Source organism: Bradyrhizobium sp. SPXBL-02 (genome assembly GCF_051853065.1).
GTDB lineage: Bacteria > Pseudomonadota > Alphaproteobacteria > Rhizobiales > Xanthobacteraceae > Bradyrhizobium.
On the sequence record NZ_CP182474.1, the window covers coordinates 4,895,814 to 4,914,751 of the forward strand.

Below are 18,938 nucleotides of genomic sequence, written 5' to 3' on the forward strand. Positions count from 1 at the left end.
TGCTCCGCGCAGGCGTCCCAGCGCAGCCGTTCCGCTGTTAAGGCTCACCCTCGCGGCTCCACGGGAAGAGATTGGCCGGAAAGTCTGCTGCGTAGCGCCTGCCCTTCGGCGGCGGCAGCGGTGCGTCCGGTGGGTTCGGATTGGGCTCGACCACCCGCCGATAGAGGTGCCAGGTGGCATGACCGAGCACCGGCAGAACGACGGCGAGACCGACGAAGAGCGGCAGCGAGCCGATCACGAGCAGCGCCGCCACGATGAGACCCCATCCGGCCATCGCAACCGGATTCGCCGCGACCGCTCGGAGCGACGTGCGGATCGCGTCGATCGCAGTCGCATGGCGGTCGAGCATCAACGGAAATGACACGACGCTGACGCACAATGCCACAACCGCAAACAGGAAGCCGACACCGCAACCGACGATGATGAGCGACCAGCCTTCCGGTGTCGTCAGCACGCGCGTTGCGAAGTCGGGAATGCTTGCGGCCGCAGCGTGGCCGAAGATCGCGACATAGATTGCGTTCGCGACACCGATCCAGGCCCCGAACAGCACCAGCAGAAGCACGCCGAGTTCTATCATGGCGCCGAACGACGGTGCGCGCAGCACCTTGATCGCATCCCATGCTTCGACCTCCTCGCCGCGCTCGCGACGACGGCTGAGTTCGTAGAGACCGATCGCGGCAAAAGGACCGATCAAGGCAAAGCCGGCGGCCAGCGGAAACAGCAGCGGCAGCACCGAATAGCCGAGCACCATCCTGAACAGGACGAGACCGAGAACGGGATAAATCAGGCACACGACGATCGCGTGACTCGGCATCGCCTGGAAATCGTCCCAGCCCAGGCGCAGGGCCTCGGTCAAGTCGGACAAGCTGATCTTGCGAATGGGATAGGAGGCCGCTTCGCCGAATGCGTGCCGCCTGATGTCGTGGGAGTACAGAGTGGCCATGTACGGAGCCTCCCGTGCTGAAAATCGCGGTTTTCGACAACACGCGCTCTTCAGCCACGCGTGTCCGCCTGACGAGCAGGAAACGCGATGGGTCGGGTACGGCAACCCAGGTTCAGCAACCGAGCCTGGCCGGACGGAACCCGTCGCGACCTGCCTGGCAAGCTTAGCGCGCGCGGAGCACGGCTGCACTCACGGTTGGGTGAATTGCGCACCAGCACGGATTTGTGCGCTGCATCACCCAAACCCAGACATGCGCACCCATGCTCTTGGGTGGTTTGCCAGCACGGCGATCACACCAATTCGGACACCCACATTGCTCTATTGACGCCGGATTGGGCTGGTATCATTTTAGACGCAGACGCCCTTAGAGTTGATGGTCGCGAGCGTTCTCTTGATTTCGCGATCAGTGGAATGGGCGAGGCAAGAGGCCGGCGATGGCATATGCCAAGAAAGGCCAGCCATCGCGACAGACATGAGCTCCGCCCTGGATTCGTATCCGTAGCCTTCGATGGCAAGGATGGATCAGGATGGCTGTCGCACTGATACTGCTTCTGGTCGCGATCGGCTCGGTGCTGTTTCACATCTACAGCCCGTGGTGGTGGACGCCGATCGCCACGAACTGGGCCTATATCGACCACACCATCAACATCACATTCTGGATCACGGGCTTTGTTTTCGTCGCCGTGATCGCCTTCATGGCTTACTGCGTCTTCCGCTTTCACCACAGAGAGGGAAGACGGGCTGACTACAATCCGGAAAACAAAAGGCTCGAATGGTGGCTGAGCGTCGGGACTGGCGTCGGCGTCGCGGCCATGCTGGCGCCTGGCCTCGTGGTCTGGCACCAGTTCGTGACGGTGCCTGCGGATGCCACCGAGATCGAGGTCATGGGCCAGCAATGGCAGTGGAGCTTCCGCCTTCCGGGCAAGGATGGGAAGTTGGGCACATCGGATGTCCGCAACATCGCTTCCGACAATCCGATGGGCCTCAATCGTGACGACCGGCACGCGCAGGACGATGTCGTGATCGAGAACGGCGACCTGCACCTTCAAGTCGGAAAGCCGGTCAAGGTTCTCCTCCGCTCGGTTGATGTCCTGCACGATTTCTACGTGCCCGAATTCCGGGCCAAGATGGACATGGTTCCAGGCATGGTGACCTATTTCTGGATAACGCCGATCCGAACCGGAACGTTCGATGTTCTCTGTGCGGAGCTTTGTGGCGCTGCTCATTATCAGATGCGGGCCAAGGTCATCGTCGACGAAGAGGGTGAATATCACGCTTGGCTGGAGCAACAAAAAACGTTCGCTGAGTTATCGCCGGCGAAAGCCGTCGTGAAGGCGACGTACCAATCCGGCGGCAAGTAGCAAGCTGCCGCCGCAGATAGATCGGGCGCAAGAGGCCAACGCCTCACCCCCGATGGAAACGACCGAGGAGGTTTCTATGGTCGATATTCCATATGAAGGAATCCGCGGCATCCCGCCTGCCGAAGTACCTGAGGTCGAGCTCTATCATCCGCGGAGCTGGTGGACACGATACGTCTTCTCGCAGGACGCCAAGGTGATCGCCATTCAGTATTCGCTGACGGCCACGGCCATCGGGCTGGTGGCCCTGGTGCTGTCGTGGCTGATGCGGCTGCAACTGGGATTCCCCGGCACCTTCTCTTTCATCGATGCCAATCAGTACCTGCAATTCATCACCATGCACGGCATGATCATGGTGATTTACCTGCTCACCGCATTGTTCCTGGGCGGCTTCGGCAACTACCTGATCCCGCTGATGGTCGGCGCCCGGGACATGGTCTTCCCTTATGTGAACATGCTGAGCTACTGGGTCTACCTGCTCGCGGTCCTGGTGCTTGCCTCGACATTCTTCGTGCCCGGCGGCCCCACCGGCGCCGGTTGGACGCTGTACCCGCCGCAAGCAATCCTCTCCGGAACGCCCGGGCAGGATTGGGGCATCATTCTCATGATGGCGTCCCTGATCCTGTTCATCATCGGCTTCACCATGGGCGGGCTGAATTATGTGGTCACGGTGTTGCAGGCGCGCACGCGCGGCATGACTTTGATGCGCCTGCCCCTGACGGTGTGGGGCATTTTCACCGCGACCGTCATGGCGCTCTTGGCATTCCCTGCACTGTTCGTTGCCTCGGTCATGCTGCTGCTCGACCGTCTCCTGGGAACCAGCTTCTTCATGCCCTCCCTCGTCGAGATGGGTACGCTTTCGAAATATGGCGGCGGCAGCCCGCTGCTCTTCCAGCACCTGTTCTGGTTCTTCGGCCATCCCGAAGTCTATATCGTCGCCCTGCCCGCCTTCGGCATCGTCTCGGATCTGATCAGCACGCATGCGCGCAAGAACATCTTTGGTTATCGCATGATGGTCTGGGCGATCGTAGCCATCGGCGCGCTCAGCTTCATCGTCTGGGCGCACCACATGTATGTGAGCGGCATGTTCCCGCAATTCGGGTACTTCTTCGCCACCACGACGCTCATCATCGCAATCCCCACCGCGATCAAGGTCTACAACTGGGTGCTGACCCTGTGGCGCGGCGACATTCATCTCACGGTGCCGATGCTGTTCGCCCTCGGCTTCATCATCACCTTCGTGAACGGCGGGCTCACCGGCCTCTTCCTCGGCAACGTCGTCGTGGACGTGCCCCTCTCGGATACCATGTTCGTGGTCGCCCATTTCCACATGGTGATGGGCGTGGCGCCGATCATGGTCGTGCTCGGCGCGATCTATCATTGGTACCCAAAGGTCACGGGGCGGATGCTGAACGAGGCCATGGGCAAGTTTCACTTCTGGGTCACCTTCCTCGGCGCCTACCTGATCTTCTTCCCCATGCACTATCTAGGACTGCTCGGGGTCCCGCGCCGGTATTTCGAACTCGGAGATACGACGTTCATCCCGTCCTCGGCCCATTCACTCAACGCCTTCATCTCGGTGGTGGCCTTGACCGTCGGCTTCAGCCAGATGGTGTTCCTGTTCAACCTCGTCTGGAGCTTGTTCAAAGGTGAGGCCTCAGGCGGCAACCCGTGGCGGGCGACGACGCTGGAGTGGCAGACGCCGGAGACGCCCCCGGGGCACGGCAACTGGGGCAAGGAGCTCCCGGTCGTGTACCGCTGGGCCTATGACTACAGTGTGCCCGGCGCCGCGGAGGATTTCATTCCGCAGAACCAGCCGCCGCGCGCGACGCAGCTCGCTCAAGGAGCTGCTTCGTGAGCGCCGTCATCCTGTTCCTGGCTGTGCTTGCGGTGATCGCCGGATGGTGGCTGTCGCAGCAGCGCCTGACGGCCAAGCCCTGGCTGGAGGAAGGCGCGGCCGGCGACTTCCCCGGCGGCGATGCCATGACCTGGCCGGCAGCGAAGGTCGGTCTTGGCGTGTTTCTCGCGGTCGCGAGCGCTTTGTTCGTCCTCTTCATCAGCGCCTACTCGATGCGCATGAGCGTGGTGGACTGGCGGCCGCTGCCGATACCGCGGCTGCTGTGGGTCAACACGGGCGTCCTTGTCCTGAGCAGTGTCGCGCTGCAATGGTCGTACGCGGCCGCGCGCCGCCACGATACTGAGACCGTTATGATCGGTCTGCTCGCCGGCGGAGCATCTGCCGTGATCTTCCTCGCCGGGCAGCTCCTGGCCTGGCAACGGCTCGGGGCTGCGGGATATTTCGTGGCGTCCAACCCGGCGAATTCCTTCTTCTACGTGTTGACCGCAGTGCATGGGCTGCATCTGACGGGCGGTCTGGTGGCCCTGGGCCGAACCTCAGCCAAGATGTGGCGCGGCGCCGAGATCGCCGACATGCGCTTGAGCGTCGAGCTGTGCGCCATCTACTGGCACTTCCTGCTGTTGGTCTGGCTTGTCCTGCTCGGTCTTCTCACCGGCTGGACCGACGATTTCGTCAACATTTGCCGCCAATTGCTGAGCTAGGGAGGCGAGACCAGATGGCTGAGACCGTGCTGACAAATCCGGGGCAATCGCCTGCGCGGCTTGAAGGCTGGCGCGGCATCGCCGCTGACTGGGCGTCCGATCAGCGCGCCTTCAAGAACGTGTCCTGGGGCAAGGCCATGATGTGGATCTTCCTCCTCAGCGACACCTTCATCTTCAGTTGCTTCCTGCTCTCCTACATGACGGCGCGGATGTCGACGACCGTACCCTGGCCCAATCCCAGCGAGGTCTTCGCCCTCAACATCGCCGGACAGCACATTCCGCTGATCCTGATCGCCATCATGACGTTTGTCCTGATCAGCAGCAGCGGCACGATGGCGATGGCCGTCAATTTCGGCTACCGCCGCGATCGCGTGAGAACCGCAATCCTGATGCTGATCACTGCAGCCTTCGGTGCAACCTTCGTCGGAATGCAGGCCTTCGAATGGACCAAGCTGATCATGGAGGGCGTCCGGCCCTGGGGTAATCCATGGGGTGCGCCGCAGTTTGGTGCGAGCTTCTTCATGATCACCGGCTTCCACGGCACCCACGTGACGATCGGTGTGATCTTCCTGATCGCCATTGCGCGAAAGGTTTTTCGCGGCGACTTCGACGTCGAGAGGCGCGGCTTCTTCACGAGCCGCAAGGGGTATTACGAGATCGTCGAGATCACGGGCCTGTACTGGCACTTCGTCGATCTCGTGTGGGTGTTCATCTTCGCATTCTTCTATCTTTGGTGAGGTCGGCGCATGACAAACGCGGCGGTACACATGGAAGGACAGCTCCACGCTCCGGCGCATGGCGCAGTCGCAACGGGAGCCGTTCACGCCAAGGGGCAACAGCACCCGATCAAGCTCTACCTCGTGGTCTGGGGCTGGTTGTTCGTCCTCAGCACGTGCTCCTACCTCGTCGACTACTTTGGCCTGCATGGCTATCTCAGGTGGTCGCTGATCCTGCTGTTCATGATGTTGAAGGCCGGCCTGATCGTCGCCGTCTTCATGCACATGGCCTGGGAGCGGCTGGCCTTGACCTATGCCATCCTGCTGCCCCCGGTCGCGGTATTGGTTTTTGTGTCGATCATGGTGCTCGAATCCGAATACACGCACTTCCTGAGGGTGCTGTTTTTCGCAACCCCGTCGTAGCGCCTGCCGGTGCTCAAGCTGGAGTTCAGCCCTCGAACGCGTCGATTGACGCCGTGCTGCCACGTGACACCAGCGCCTCATCCGCGGCGGGCAACGGCTCGCCTTTGTCACGAAAGCGGTTGGTGATGGGATAGCGGCGGTCGCGGCCGAAATTCCGTCGCGTCACCTTCACGCCGGGCGCGGCCTGGCGGCGCTTGTATTCGGCGACGTTGAGCAGGTGGTCGATGCGGGTGACGATCTCGCGGTCGAAGCCGGCGGCGATGATCTGATCCAGCGGCTCGTCGCGCTCGACCAGGCGCTCCAGGATGGCATCGAGCACGTCATAGGGCGGCAGCGAGTCCTGATCGGTCTGGTTCTCGCGCAACTCCGCCGTCGGCGGGCGCGTGATGATGTCGGGCGGGATCACTTCGCCCGCGGGGCCGAGCGCGCCATCGGGCTTCCAGCTGTTACGCAAGTTCGCCAGCCGAAACACCTGCGTCTTGTAGATGTCCTTGAGCGGGTTGAAGCCGCCGTTCATGTCGCCATAGAGCGTGGCGTAGCCGACCGACATCTCCGACTTGTTGCCGGTCGTCACCACCATCAGCCCGGTCTTGTTGGAGATCGCCATCAGAAGCGTGCCGCGGGTGCGGGCCTGGAGATTCTCTTCGGTGATATCGGGCGGCAGGTTCTTGAAGATGCCGGACAAGATCGTCTCGAACCCGGTCACGGCCTCCGCGATCGGCAGCACCTCGTAGCGGACGCCGAGATGGCCGGCGAGCTCGCCGGCATCCGCGATGGAGTGTGCGGCCGTGTAGCGGTAAGGCAGCATCACGCCATGCACCTGGTCGGCGCCGAGCGCGTCGACCGCGATCGCCGCGCAAAGCGCGGAATCGATGCCGCCGGAAATGCCGAGCAGCACGCCGGGAAAGCCGTTCTTGGCGACGTAATCGCGCAGGCCCAGTACGCAGGCCGCGTAGTCGGCCTTGTCGCCCTCGGGCTGTTCGGCGATCGGCCCGGTGCAGCGCCAGTCGTCGCCGTTTCTGCTGAAGCGCAGCGTGACGATGCTCTCTTCGAAGGCCGGCAGCTGCGCCGCGAGCGAGAGATCGCCATTGAGCGCGAAGGAAGCGCCGTCGAAGACGAGCTCGTCCTGGCCGCCGACCTGGTTGAGATAGACCAGCGGCAGCCCGCTCTCGGTCACGCGCGCCACCGCGACCGACAGGCGCACGTCGTTCTTGTCGCGGGCATAAGGCGAGCCGTTCGGCACCAGGATGATCTCGGCGCCGGTCTCGGCCAGCGTCTCGACCACGTTCTCGTAGTCCTCGGACTCCTCCAGCCAGATGTCCTCGCAGATCGGCACGCCGATGCGGACGCCGCGCACGGTGACGGGGCCGGCGGCAGGGCCGCGCGAAAACAGCCGCTTCTCGTCGAACACACCATAATTCGGCAGGTTGCACTTGAAGCGCAGGCTCGCGATGCGCCCGCCATCGAGCAGCGCGCAGGCATTGTACAGCCTGCCCTCCTCGACCCAGGGCGTGCCGACCAGCATCGCAGGCCCGCCATCGGCGGTCTCGCGCGCGAGGCTTTCGATCGCGGCGCGGCAGGCGGCCTGGAAGGCGGGCTTCTGCACCAGGTCTTCCGGCGGATAGCCGGCGATGAACAGTTCCGGAAACAGCACGAGATCGGCGCCGTCGGACTTGGCCTGCGCCCGCGCCGCGCGCGTCTTGGCCGCATTGCCGTCCACGTCGCCCATGGTCGGATTGAGCTGGGCGAGCGTGACCGCGAATGTGTCGAAACGTTCGGTCATGGCCGCCCCATCCGATCCCGAGTTACAGGAACCCCAATCGCTCGATGACGGCAATGATCCAGAACGCACCGGTCATCAAGAGCGCAATGCCGACCGCGGCCGAGCCCATGTCCTTGACGCGGCCGATCTGCTTGTCGTGATCCATGGTCAGCCGGTCGGCGAGCTTCTCGATCGCGGTATTGAGCAGCTCGACCGTCAGCACGAACGCGACAGAGCACACCAATTCGACCGCGCGCATCGCGGTCGCGCCGATGAACCAGGCCAGCGGCACCGACAACAGCAACGCAAAGATCTCCTCGCGGACGGCCTGCTCCGACTGGAACGCAAAGGCCAGACCGTTGCGGGAATTGATCGTGGCCTTCCAGATCCGCAGCAAGGTCTTACAGCCCCGCTGCGGCCGGAATCGGCTGGGTCTTGCCGGCGCGCTCCTGCTTGAGCAGCTCCGCCACCAGGAAAGCCATGTCGATGGATTGCTCGGCGTTGAGGCGGGGATCGCAGACCGTGTGGTAGCGGTCGTTGAGATCCTCGTCCGTGATCGCGCGGGCGCCGCCGAGACATTCGGTCACGTCCTGGCCGGTCATCTCCAGATGCACGCCGCCGGCATGGGTGCCCTCGGCGGCATGGATCGCGAAGAACGACTTCACTTCGGACAGGATGCGGTCGAACGGCCGCGTCTTGTAGCCGGACGTCGAGCTGATGGTGTTGCCGTGCATGGGATCGCACGACCAGACCACCACCCGGCCCTCGCGCTTCACGGCGCGGATCATGTTCGGCAGATGCTCGCCGATCTTGTCGGAGCCGAAGCGGCCGATCAGCGTCAGCCGGCCCGGCTCGTTGTCGGGATTGAGCACGTCGATCAGCTTCAACAGCTCGTCCGTCTTGAGCGAGGGGCCGCACTTCAGCCCGATCGGGTTCTTGATGCCGCGGAAATATTCGACATGGCCGTGATCGAGCTGGCGGGTGCGGTCGCCGATCCAGATCATGTGGCCCGAGGTGGCGTACCAGTCGCCGGTGGTGGAATCGACGCGGGTCATGGCCTGCTCGTAGCCGAGCAGCAGCGCCTCGTGGCTGGTGTAGAAATCGGTGGCGCGCAGCTCCGGATGGCTCTCGAGATCGAGGCCGCAGGCACGCATGAAGTTGAGCGCGTCCGAAATGCGGTCGGCCAGCTCCTTGTAGCGGCGGGACTGCGGTGAATCCTTGAGGAAACCGAGCATCCATTGATGCACGCTGCCGAGATTGGCGAAGCCGCCGGTGGCGAAGGCACGAAGCAGGTTCAGCGTCGCCGCCGACTGGCGATAGGCCATCAGCTGGCGCTGCGGATCGGGAATGCGCGCTTCCTTGGTGAAGGCGATGTCGTTGACGATGTCGCCGCGATAGCTCGGCAGCTCGACGCCGTTCACCTTCTCGGTCGGCGACGACCGCGGTTTTGCGAATTGGCCGGCGATGCGGCCGACCTTCACCACCGGCACGGCGCCGGCATAGGTCAGCACCACCGCCATCTGCAGCAGCACGCGGAAGAAGTCGCGGATGTTGTTGGCGCCGTGCTCGGCGAAGCTCTCGGCGCAGTCGCCGCCCTGGAGCAGGAAGGCCTCGCCGGCCGCAACGCGGCCCAAGGCCTTTTTCAGATTGCGCGCCTCGCCTGCGAACACCAGCGGCGGAAAGGTCGCCAGCTGCGCCTCGACGTCGGCCAAAGCCCTGGCGTCGGGATAGTCGGGCACCTGTAGCACCGGCTTGCTGCGCCAGGACTCGGGCGTCCACAGCTCGGACATCGCAATCTCTCCGTGAAGCAAAAACCACAACCTGATCTAGGGGTTGCGAGGGCCGCCTTATACACAGGCCGGCCACGCCCCGCCAGTTGTAAATCCATTTCGCAGCGCAAACCCTTGCGGCCAAAGCCGAATTCGCATTTGCTTGGGCCGGCTAAGGAATCCGACGGGACACCGACCGCCATGGACGCGGCACTGGACGACGTTTTCATCGACGAGATCAGCTTCCCGGCAACCGACGGCTATGCCCTGGGCGGCACCCTGTTCCTGCCGCGCGGCGCCAAGTGCCATGCCGTCCTGATCAATTCGGCGACCGCCGTGCCGCGAAAGATCTATCGAGGCTTTGCCTCCTACCTCGCCCATCGCGGCTGCGCGGTGCTGACCTACGATTATCGCGGCATCGGCGATTCCCGCCTGCCGGCGATGGTCGGCTACAACCAGCCGAAATCGCTGGTCGGCTTCAAGGCCTCGATGTCCGACTGGGCCGCGCTCGACGTCACCGCCGCGGTCAGCTGGATGCGCGAGCGCTATCGTGCCCTGCCGCTCGCTTATATTGGCCATTCCTTCGGCGGCCAGGCGCTCGGGCTGATCGCCAACAACACCGAGATCTCGCGCGCCGCCTTGGTGGCCTCGCAGGCCGCGACGTGGCGGCTGATGACCTCGCCGGAAAAATACCGCGTCTACGCCTTCATGAATTTTGTCGGCGTGCCGCTGGCCCATGCACTCGGTTACGCACCGGGCTGGGCCGGTGTCGGCGAGGACCTGCCCAAGGGCGTCTTCCTGCAATGGACCGAATGGGTCTCGAGCCCCCGCTATCTCTTCGATTCAAAGCTGTCGGCGCTGGCGAATTTCGCGAATTTCAAGGGCGAGCTGCGGGCGCTGTGCTTCTCCGACGATCCCTGGGCGACGCGCCCCGCGGTCGAGCTGCTCACGGGCGGCTTCACTGCGATCAAGCCGGAGGTGCTGACGGTCAGACCGTCCGACGTCGGCGCCAAGGGAATAGGCCATTTCGGCTTCTTCCGCCCCGAGCACCGCGACACGCTCTGGCGCGGCGTCGCGGAATGGATTCAGGGGGAATGAGATTTGTTCACCTCTCCCGAAGGGAGAGGTCGGATCGCATCAAAGATGCGATCCGGGTGAGGGGTTACGGTCTCACCGAATTACCGCGGCCCCTCACCCGGATTGCTGCGCAATCCGACCTCTCCTCGCTGGGGAGAGGTGTAGCGGAGCAAGCCGACCCAGCCCGATATTATCAACCACTAGCGGATGATCGTCGTCAGCGACGAGTAGCGCCGGTTCGGCTTGGCCTCGCTAGGTGCGAACTGTGCGAAGGCGTCGCTGACGCGGACCGCCGGCGGCGTATCGCTCGCGAACCGAAACTCCTTCGGCCGCGGTGCGTAGAAGCTGGCGCGGTAATAAGCGTCGTCGAAGCGTGCCTCCCCGACGCCGAACAATGCGTCACAGACCAGCAGGAGCGCGTAGACTCCCGCGACCGCTGCGACGATCTCCCTGAGAATTGTCATCCGATAGCCCTGCCCTTTTGCGGGCAGGATGCAGATCGGTTCCAAAGGCCTGGTTTAAGGCGCCACGCTTCTTGTCCGCAGCGTTTGCCGGCGCTGAACCGATTGCAGACGATTTTATCGATCTCGAAAGAAGAACCCGCCCGACGGGACGGATCAGGCGGGCTCCAGGATTGGCCGCTCGGGAGGTCTTTGGGCGGCCAGATCAGCCGTGCTCGGCCTCCCTGCGATGGCCGCTCTCGCTGAGGCGGTCGACCCAGGCGATGCCGATCGCCGAGATGATGAAGGTCATGTGGATCAGCACCTGCCACATCACCCCGGTCTCAGTGAAATTGCTTCGCGTCGTGCCGAGGTTGCCGGCCTCGATGAAGGTCCTGAGCAGCGAGATCGAGGAGATGCCGATGATCGCCATCGCGAGCTTGATCTTGAGCACGCTGGCATTGACATGACCGAGCCATTCCGGCTCGTCGGGATGGCCGCTCAGGTTCAGCCGGGAAACGAAAGTCTCGTATCCGCCCACGATCACCATGATCAGGAGGTTCGAGATCATGACCACGTCGATCAGCCCGAGCACGACCAGCATGATCTGCTGCTCGCTGGCGTCGAACGAGTGCAGGACGAGGTGCCAGAGCTCCTTGAGGAACAACAGGACATAGACGGCCTGAGCCACGATGAGGCCGACATAGAGCGGCAATTGCAGCCAGCGCGAGCCAAAGATCAGCTTTGGAAGCAGGCCGACCGGCGGCAGCGGCGCCGAAGGTGCTTTGGGTTCAGACGTCATTGATCACTCCGGATGGCAGACAGGCATGCGTCTCAGAGACTCGCGATAACGGGCGCGAGCTCGAGGGAGCCCCGATAGATCATCTCGAAGGCGACGTAAATGATGATGGCAAGGCCGACATAGCCAACCCAGCGATGCTTCTGGAGCACGCGGCCGAGCAGATCGGCGGCGACGCCCATCATCGCGACCGACAGCAACAGGCCGAACACCAGAATGTAGGGATGCTCGCGCGCGGCACCCGCGACTGCGAGCACGTTGTCGAGCGACATCGAGACGTCGGCAGCGACGATCTGCACCGCTGCCTGGCCGAAGGTCTTTCGCTGCACGGGTGCAGCATCCGGGCCGCCGCCATGGCTGAACGCGAGTTGCCGCGAATGCGCGGATTGCTCGCGCAGCTCGCGCCACATCTTCCAGCATACCCAGAGCAGCAGCACGCCGCCGGCGAGCAGCAGGCCGATGACCTGCAGGAGCTGGGTTGCGACGCCGGCGAAGACGATGCGCAGCGCAGTGGCGGCGGCAATACCGACGATGATGGCCCGGCGGCGCTGCCCGGCCGGCAGGCCCGCCGCGGCGAGACCGATGACGACAGCGTTGTCGCCGGCGAGCACGAGGTCGATCAGGATGACTTGGAACAGCGCGGTCAGCGCTTCGGGGGTGATTAATTCTGTCATGTTTGATCATTCTTCGATGCCGACGGATCGAGCCAATGCGGCTTGCGGCGCTCGATCCAGTCGAAGACCCTTGAACGGGAGGAGCGCAGCGCAGGCACATCCTCGGCGAGCAGCGCGAGGCCGAGCGGCAGCATCCAGACGCCGAGTACCGGCAGGAAGGCGAGCACACCGCCGACGACCAGCAGCGCGCCCGAGGGAATCCTGACCCAGCGGCTCGACGGCTTGAGCAGATATGTCACCGTGTCGGCCATGCGCGGCGGCAGGCGGTCGACGAGCTTGGCCAGGCGCGGGTCCCCACCGGCGATCTGGCCGGTGGTGCCCTCGGTTTGCCTGGCGCGCTCGTTCGAAACCGTGCTCATGCTTACTCCTTGGCGGCGGCCTGCAGCTTGGGACCCGCTGCACTTTCCAAGACAGGCTTGGCGCGCGGCAGCACCAGCGTCAGCAAGCGCAGCAATTTGATCGCCTGGACTTCGTGCGGATGCACGTCCTCGTCTGCGGCGGCAACGCGCTCCGACAGCTCCACCAGATGCGACGAGAGCGGCAGGTTCGAAACCGGCCGCAGCGTGTCGATCACGACATTGGCAAAATCCGGCTCATCGAGCCGCTCGGCCAGCTCGTCGAACATCGCACAGAGCCGTTCGTCGGCGATGTGCGGCGCCAGCTTGCGATCCCTGATGAAACGGATCACCTCGTCTCGTTCGACCGGCGAGACGCGCCGGTCGGCAACCGCAACCAGGGCGCCAACGATCACCAACGCGGCCGCGGCCTGCTCGTTCAGGCTGGACGGCTCCGTGCTCTCGATCGGATTTGAGGTTTTGGTGTCAGACATCATAGCTCCCTTTGCTTGCGAAATGGCCGCACGGAGCTGCGATGGAGACGAATGGTCGGAGAGAAGGAACAGGGGCCCGACAATCGGCCGATCCATCGCATTCGCGCGGGACAGGTCATCCGACATCACGAGGTTTGCCGACGTCTGTCGGCGTCCTCGCCAGAGGGGCCCGGATTCTTGTTCGCCTCAGAGATAAAGGTGGACCTGTCGGAATCAAGGCGATCCCGCTGCGACCAGCGGCCGCATCGGATTGGCGTTACTGGTTTTGGTTAAGCAGTCCCTTGCATCGGGAACCATGCAGCCGCACCGAGTGTTGGTGCACCTCGCGACACGTCAATCGACTGGCAGGAACCCGCATGTGCCGCTGGATCGCATACCGGGGCGAAACCACCTCGTTCGAGCCTTATGTCACCGAACCCGAGCATTCGCTGATTGCGCAGAGCATCCGCTCGCTTCAGTCCACGGCGGGCTCGAATGGCGACGGCTTTGGTCTCGGCTGGTATGGCGAGCACCCTGAGCCGGGCCTTTATCGCGAGACGCGCCCGGCGTGGTCGGATGAAAACCTGCGCTATCTCTGCCGGCATCTGCGCTCTCATCTGTTCTTCGCCCATGTGCGTGCCGCCACCGGCACAGCCGTGACGCGGCAGAATTGTCATCCCTTTGCCTGCGGACACTGGATGTTCATGCACAACGGATTCGTCGGCAGCTGGAATCGGCTGCGACGCAAGGTCGAGGCGCTGATTCCCGATGCCCATTACCCGTCGCGGCTGGGCACGACCGACTCCGAAGCCGTGTTCCTGGCGATGATGGGGGCCGGTCTCGAGCATGATCCACTCGGCGCGACGCAATCCGTGCTGCAATCCCTCGTCGGCTTGGTCAACGAAGGTGGGCTTCGCGAACGGCTGCGCTTTACCAGCGCGATCGCCAACGGCCGCGACCTCTACGCCTTTCGCGTCTCGGTCAACGATGCCGCCAACACGCTCTACTTCCGCGAAGACGGCGGGCAGGTCATCGTCGTCTCCGAGCCGTTCGACAAGGAATCGAGCTGGGCGGAAGTCCCGCCGAATCACGCCCTGATCGCGCGAGCGTCCGAAGCCGTCAAAATTGTTCCGTTCGATCCTGCAATTTCCAGTACATCGGGTGCGGAACCGGCCACAGTCAGACGGATTATCGCCCGCAGGTAAGTGACTGCGCCGGTGGCCAATGACATTTGCTTCAGACGTTTCAAAGCTGCTGCGCCTCACCCCCTCCGAGGACAGGCAGCACGTCGTCATCCGTTCTGCCGGCGGCGGCGGCAATCCGGCGGAATATTCCTTCGGCATCGAGGAGGAATACTTCCTCGCCGATCGCCGCAGCTTCGAGGTCGCGATCCACACGCCCAACGAGCTGTTCGAATCGGCAAACTGGTCGACCGGCGGCCAGGCCATGCGCGAGATGCTGCAATCGCAGCTCGAGGTCGCAACCAATGTTCATGTCGATGTGAACGATGCGCGCGAGGAGCTGCGCTTCCTGCGGCGCGAGGTCGCGAACGTCGCTGCGCAATACGGCTTCGTGATCATGGCCTCCGGCACGCACCCGAGCGCGGTCTGGCGCATGTCCCAGCCCAGCCCGAAACCGCGCTACGAGGAGATGATCGAGGATCTGCGCAGCATCGGTCACCGCAACATGATGTGCGGCATGCATGTGCACGTGCAGTTGCCGGATCCCGAGAAGCGCATGGCGGTGATGCGGGCGATGCTGCCGCACCTGCCGTTGTTCATCGCGTTGTCGGCGTCCTCACCGTTCTGGAATTCGCACAAGACCGGATTGAAGGGCTACCGCCTCGCGGCCTATTCCGAGCTGCCGCGCACCGGCCTGCCCGAATTGTTCGAGGGCAAGCAGGATTTCGACGCCTATGTCGGCGCGTTGCAGCGCTCCGGCGTGATCCCGGACGAAAGCCACATCTGGTGGGCGATGCGTCCTTCCATGAAGCATCCGACCCTGGAGCTTCGCGCGCCCGACACCTGCACCTTCGTCGACGACGCGATTGCGATTGCCTCGCTCTACCGCTGCCTGACGCGGCATCTCTATCTGCGCCCTCAGCTGTCCCGGGAGGTCACCGCGGTCGAACGCGCGATTGCGGTCGAGAACAAATGGCGCGCCCAGCGCTATGGCACCGACTGCATCTTCGCCTCCAAGGACGGACCGGTGACGATCTCGGAGCTGCTCACTCGCCTGATCGACGATATTGCGGAGGATGCAGCCGCACTGAACTGCCCCGCCGAGATCGAGCATTGCCGAACCATCGTGGAGCGCGGCAGCTCGGCGGAATTCCAGCTTCGCGCCTATCGCGAAAGCGGCGACGACATCGCAGCCGTGTCACAATGGATTGCTACCTCGACGCTGTCCGGAACGAGCGCGCCTGTTCAACGCAGCGCTCCTGCGTCGTCATAGCGCCCGCGCAAGCTTCGGCGACGAAGTTGCCATTCCTGAATTCGCCGATCGTGGAGAAGCACATGAATCGCATCATATCCTGCACCGGCTGCGGCCATGCGCTTGTCCCGATGCTGACGGCCAAAGGCCGCGCCGAGCCGAGCTGCCTCTGGTGCGAAGGCTTCGACGCGCGCGCCTTGGACATGGCGAAATGGGCTGACAGCCCATCCGGCAAGCCCGCGCCGACGCTCCGTCGATCATTCGAGTGAACCGCACCAGACGCTGAGCCGCCGGCGTTTGCCCGTCGCGGCTGCATGCACTTTTGCGGGACATGCCGACAAATTAGACAAGGCAAGCCGCCCTACCCGCCTTGCGGCACGCGCGGACGGATCAGCCTCGTTAGCGGCACCTATCGTCTAACCCCAGGTGCAATCTCGATTATTTGCGCGCCGCGTGCAGCCGGCGGGCCGACGCGCTGCATCGCGCTCCGACTGGCCTGAAATTCGCAAGATGACATCAAGCCAAGTCCCTGCCCCGCCACGATGAGGAGCGGCAAGTTACGTGCGCTCGGCTCCGGGATGACTGGCCTCAGATCGGAGAATGCCATGAACGTGCATGCTGCCGGAGATATCAAATTCGCCGGTCTCACCCATCCGAACGGCGCCCGGCTGCGCCTCAACGATCAGGACTTCGTGGCGATCGATCGCGACAAGAATGCAAAATTCGAGGCGACCTACCGGCCGCAGGCCCTCTATAACCGCGCCAACGAAGGCTTCCACGCCAACAACGAAACCTTCCTCCTGCACGAGGTCGCGACCAATCTGCCGATCTATCGGCCCGACACCGGCCCCACCGATTTCCATCTGCATCTGCCGCCGGGCGGCTTTCAGCTCGTGCTGGTCACCTCGGGCGCGTTCACCTTCGACTATGACGGCCGCTGGTACAATGTCGGCCCGGGCGCGGTGATGCTGCAAAGCGCGATCGTGCATCGCCAGCTGTTCTACACCTGGTCGGGCCTGTCGACCGAAGAGAATTTGAAGACGCCGCAGACCGTGGTGCCCGATCCGATCTCGATGGGCTATTCCGGCAAATTCCTCGAAGCCTTCATCACCGATCCCACCACCTTTCCGAATCCGACCATTGTCGGTCCGGATCAGATCAACGAGGACGAAACGCCGCGCGTGGCCTGGAGCCATCCGCTGCATGACCGCCCGGCCGATGCCGGCTTCTGGCTTCAGGATCCCCTGGCGCTCGACGCGCTGTTCAAGCCGCTCACCGATGGTTCTGTCGGATCGGCGATGCCGGTCTACGTGCGCGATATCGGCATCGAGAGTCCGAGCGGGCATCTCGTCACGGGCCACATCATCGCGACCGACCCGCGTGGCCACGCACTGTTGCCGAAGAGCACGTCGGCCGCCGCGAACGCGACCTGTTTTGCGAAGGGCGAGGTCGTGATCTATCGCGTCATTCGCGGCACGGCCGAGTTCAAGAAAAAGTCCGGCGAGAGCTTTGAACTCTCCGCCGGCGACGTGGTGACGGCGGGCAAGGATTCCATCAGCCTCATCGGCGTCGGCGAAAACACCCAGGTCCTCCGCCTCGGCCTGCTCAAGGGCATGAACGAGCTTCGCAGCTGGACGGCGACGCAGCGCGACGAGATCGACGGCCTTGCCGGCCAGATCATCACGCAAAAGGACGTGCGTCCCCTGCGCACCGAAGGCAAGCCGGTCGGGTATTTGTATAGCTGAGGCTACTCCGCCGCCTGCCGCACATGGCGTGCGGTCGGGGTGCGCATGGTGACGAGCTCTTCGGCGGCGGTCGGATGCAGCGCGATGGTCGCATCGAAATCGGCCTTGGTCGCCTTCATCTTCACCGCGATCGCGACGGCTTGCGTGATCTCGGCGGCGGCATCGCCGACGATGTGACAGCCGAGCACGCGGTCGGTCGCGCCGTCGACCACGAGCTTCATCAGCACGCGGGTGTCGCGGCCCGACATCGTCGCCTTGATGGGCCGGAACGTCGTCTTGTAGATGTCGACGTGGCTGAATTGCGCGCGCGCCTCGGTTTCCGTCAGGCCGACCGTGCCGACCTCCGGCTGCGAGAACACGGCCGTCGGAATGTTGGCGTGATCGACCTGTACCTCGCGCTTGCCGAACACGGTGTCGGCGAAGGCATGGCCCTCGCGGATCGCGACCGGCGTCAGGTTGAAGCGGTGGGTGACGTCGCCGATGGCATAGATGCTGTCGACCGAGCTCTTGGAGAAATGGTCGACCGCGATGCCGCCGTTCGCCGGATTGATGGCGACGCCGGCGTTCTCCAGGCCGAGATTGGCGAGGTTCGGATGGCGGCCGATCGCGAACATCACCTGATCGGAGGCGAGGCTCGAGCCGTTCGACAGGTGCGTGGTGAAGTCCTCGCCGTGACGGTCGACCTTGGTCACGGTGCAGCCGGTGAGGATGGTGATGCCCTGCTTCTCCATCTCGGCGCGGACATGGGTCCGGACATCCTCGTCGAAGCCGCGCAGAATGTTGTCGCCGCGATAGATCACCGTGACGTCGGAGCCGAAGCCGGCGAAGATGCCGGCGAATTCCAGCGCGATATAGCCGCCGCCCTGGATCACGATCCGCTTCGGCAGCTTCTTCAGATGAAACGCCTCGTTGGAGGAGATCACGTGCTCGATGCCCGGGATCGCCGCGCCATGGTTGGGCGCGCCGCCGGTCGCGATCAGGATGTACTTCGCCGTGACCTTCTTGTCGTTTTCGAGCAGGCGGACGGTGTGCCTGTCCTCGATCACCGCGCGGCTCTTGACGATCTGCGCGCCTGATTTCTCGACATTGGCGGTGTAGGCCGCCTCCAGTCGCGCGATCTCCTTGTCCTTGTTGGCGATCAGCGTCGGCCAGTCGAAGCTCGCGGGCGGAACGGTCCAGCCGAAACCGGCGGCGTCCTCGAGCTCCTGACGGACATGCGAGCCGATCACGAACAGCTTCTTGGGCACGCAGCCGCGGATCACGCAGGTGCCGCCCATGCGGTACTCTTCCGCGATCGTGACGCGGGCGCCGTAGCCGGCCGCGATGCGGGCGGCACGGACGCCGCCCGAGCCGCCACCGATGACGAAGAGGTCGACGTCGAATTCAGCCATTGTCCACTCCGACCCCTTTCAAGAAACGCCTTTCAGATAGG

Annotated in this window: 20 protein-coding genes; 10 read left to right on the plus strand and 10 right to left on the minus strand. The window is 63.7% G+C overall.

Annotated elements, in window-relative coordinates:
• Window positions 1-37: 37 nt before the first annotated feature.
• A complete protein-coding gene (locus tag ACNJYD_RS23090) occupies window positions 38-943 on the minus strand; it encodes a DUF2189 domain-containing protein (protein ID WP_439363390.1) in 906 nt (301 codons plus the stop codon).
• A gap of 527 nt (window positions 944-1,470) precedes the next feature.
• Here ACNJYD_RS23090 and ACNJYD_RS23095 point away from each other — a divergent pair.
• The 5 genes from ACNJYD_RS23095 to ACNJYD_RS23115 all read left to right on the plus strand — a co-directional run bounded on the left by ACNJYD_RS23095 (window position 1,471) and on the right by ACNJYD_RS23115 (window position 5,999).
• On the plus strand, window positions 1,471-2,304 hold the full coding sequence (locus tag ACNJYD_RS23095; protein WP_439363392.1) for a cytochrome c oxidase subunit II: 834 nt from the start codon (window positions 1,471-1,473) through the stop codon (window positions 2,302-2,304).
• Between the two features lie 76 nt (window positions 2,305-2,380).
• Entirely contained in the window at window positions 2,381-4,159 is a 1,779-nt protein-coding gene (locus ACNJYD_RS23100) for a cbb3-type cytochrome c oxidase subunit I (RefSeq protein WP_172788084.1), read from the plus strand.
• Complete coding sequence (locus tag ACNJYD_RS23105; RefSeq protein ID WP_439363395.1) at window positions 4,156-4,860, plus strand: cytochrome c oxidase subunit 3; 705 nt, start codon at window positions 4,156-4,158, stop codon at window positions 4,858-4,860. The genes ACNJYD_RS23100 and ACNJYD_RS23105 overlap by 4 nt, the downstream gene beginning before the upstream one ends.
• Before the next feature lie 14 nt (window positions 4,861-4,874).
• A complete protein-coding gene (locus ACNJYD_RS23110; protein WP_172788082.1) occupies window positions 4,875-5,597 on the plus strand; it encodes a heme-copper oxidase subunit III family protein in 723 nt (240 codons plus the stop codon).
• A 9-nt stretch (window positions 5,598-5,606) separates the two neighbouring features.
• Window positions 5,607-5,999: a cytochrome C oxidase subunit IV family protein gene (locus tag ACNJYD_RS23115; RefSeq protein WP_172788081.1), complete on the plus strand. Its 393-nt coding sequence runs from the start codon at window positions 5,607-5,609 to the stop codon at window positions 5,997-5,999.
• Between the two features lie 25 nt (window positions 6,000-6,024).
• On the opposite strand, the gene ACNJYD_RS23120 is transcribed toward ACNJYD_RS23115, so the two are convergent.
• Genes ACNJYD_RS23120 through ACNJYD_RS23130 form a run of 3 tightly spaced genes read right to left on the minus strand, consistent with a single transcriptional unit; the run spans window position 6,025 to window position 9,551 of the window.
• Entirely contained in the window at window positions 6,025-7,782 is a 1,758-nt protein-coding gene (locus ACNJYD_RS23120; protein ID WP_439363397.1) for an NAD+ synthase, read from the minus strand.
• 22 nt (window positions 7,783-7,804) lie between these two features.
• The gene (locus tag ACNJYD_RS23125; protein WP_260383255.1) at window positions 7,805-8,158 is read right to left on the minus strand and encodes a diacylglycerol kinase; all 354 of its coding nucleotides are present in this window, start codon (window positions 8,156-8,158) and stop codon (window positions 7,805-7,807) included.
• A gap of 4 nt (window positions 8,159-8,162) precedes the next feature.
• Window positions 8,163-9,551 (minus strand): class II 3-deoxy-7-phosphoheptulonate synthase, encoded by a 1,389-nt coding sequence (locus ACNJYD_RS23130; protein WP_439363398.1) that lies wholly within the window; start codon window positions 9,549-9,551, stop codon window positions 8,163-8,165.
• A gap of 180 nt (window positions 9,552-9,731) precedes the next feature.
• On the opposite strand from ACNJYD_RS23130, the gene ACNJYD_RS23135 reads away from it, so the two are divergent.
• Entirely contained in the window at window positions 9,732-10,628 is an 897-nt protein-coding gene (locus ACNJYD_RS23135; protein ID WP_439363400.1) for an alpha/beta hydrolase family protein, read from the plus strand.
• 179 nt (window positions 10,629-10,807) lie between these two features.
• On the opposite strand, the gene ACNJYD_RS23140 is transcribed toward ACNJYD_RS23135, so the two are convergent.
• The 5 genes from ACNJYD_RS23140 to ACNJYD_RS23160 form a co-directional block, all read right to left on the minus strand.
• Entirely contained in the window at window positions 10,808-11,071 is a 264-nt protein-coding gene (locus tag ACNJYD_RS23140; RefSeq protein ID WP_172788077.1) for a hypothetical protein, read from the minus strand.
• 202 nt (window positions 11,072-11,273) lie between these two features.
• Entirely contained in the window at window positions 11,274-11,849 is a 576-nt protein-coding gene (locus ACNJYD_RS23145; RefSeq protein ID WP_439363402.1) for a TIGR00645 family protein, read from the minus strand.
• 32 nt (window positions 11,850-11,881) lie between these two features.
• Complete coding sequence (locus ACNJYD_RS23150; RefSeq protein ID WP_260383252.1) at window positions 11,882-12,520, minus strand: TerC family protein; 639 nt, start codon at window positions 12,518-12,520, stop codon at window positions 11,882-11,884.
• Entirely contained in the window at window positions 12,517-12,879 is a 363-nt protein-coding gene (locus ACNJYD_RS23155) for a hypothetical protein (protein WP_172788074.1), read from the minus strand. Before ACNJYD_RS23155 ends, ACNJYD_RS23150 begins: the two co-directional genes overlap by 4 nt.
• A gap of 2 nt (window positions 12,880-12,881) precedes the next feature.
• On the minus strand, window positions 12,882-13,349 hold the full coding sequence (locus tag ACNJYD_RS23160) for a TerB family tellurite resistance protein (RefSeq protein WP_439363404.1): 468 nt from the start codon (window positions 13,347-13,349) through the stop codon (window positions 12,882-12,884).
• Window positions 13,350-13,705: 356 nt separating this feature from the next.
• Here ACNJYD_RS23160 and ACNJYD_RS23165 point away from each other — a divergent pair, with 356 nt between their 5' ends.
• The 4 genes from ACNJYD_RS23165 to ACNJYD_RS23180 all read left to right on the plus strand — a co-directional run bounded on the left by ACNJYD_RS23165 (window position 13,706) and on the right by ACNJYD_RS23180 (window position 17,506).
• On the plus strand, window positions 13,706-14,533 hold the full coding sequence (locus ACNJYD_RS23165; RefSeq protein WP_212257608.1) for a class II glutamine amidotransferase: 828 nt from the start codon (window positions 13,706-13,708) through the stop codon (window positions 14,531-14,533).
• A gap of 19 nt (window positions 14,534-14,552) precedes the next feature.
• Entirely contained in the window at window positions 14,553-15,782 is a 1,230-nt protein-coding gene (locus ACNJYD_RS23170) for a carboxylate-amine ligase (RefSeq protein WP_439363406.1), read from the plus strand.
• A gap of 62 nt (window positions 15,783-15,844) precedes the next feature.
• Window positions 15,845-16,030: a hypothetical protein gene (locus tag ACNJYD_RS23175; protein ID WP_271503512.1), complete on the plus strand. Its 186-nt coding sequence runs from the start codon at window positions 15,845-15,847 to the stop codon at window positions 16,028-16,030.
• 336 nt (window positions 16,031-16,366) lie between these two features.
• Complete coding sequence (locus ACNJYD_RS23180) at window positions 16,367-17,506, plus strand: hypothetical protein (RefSeq protein ID WP_439363407.1); 1,140 nt, start codon at window positions 16,367-16,369, stop codon at window positions 17,504-17,506.
• Between the two features lie 2 nt (window positions 17,507-17,508).
• Here the strand turns inward: ACNJYD_RS23180 and gor are convergent, their stop codons facing one another.
• On the minus strand, window positions 17,509-18,897 hold the full coding sequence (gor, locus tag ACNJYD_RS23185; protein ID WP_439363409.1) for a glutathione-disulfide reductase: 1,389 nt from the start codon (window positions 18,895-18,897) through the stop codon (window positions 17,509-17,511).
• Between the last annotated feature and the right edge of the window lie 41 nt (window positions 18,898-18,938).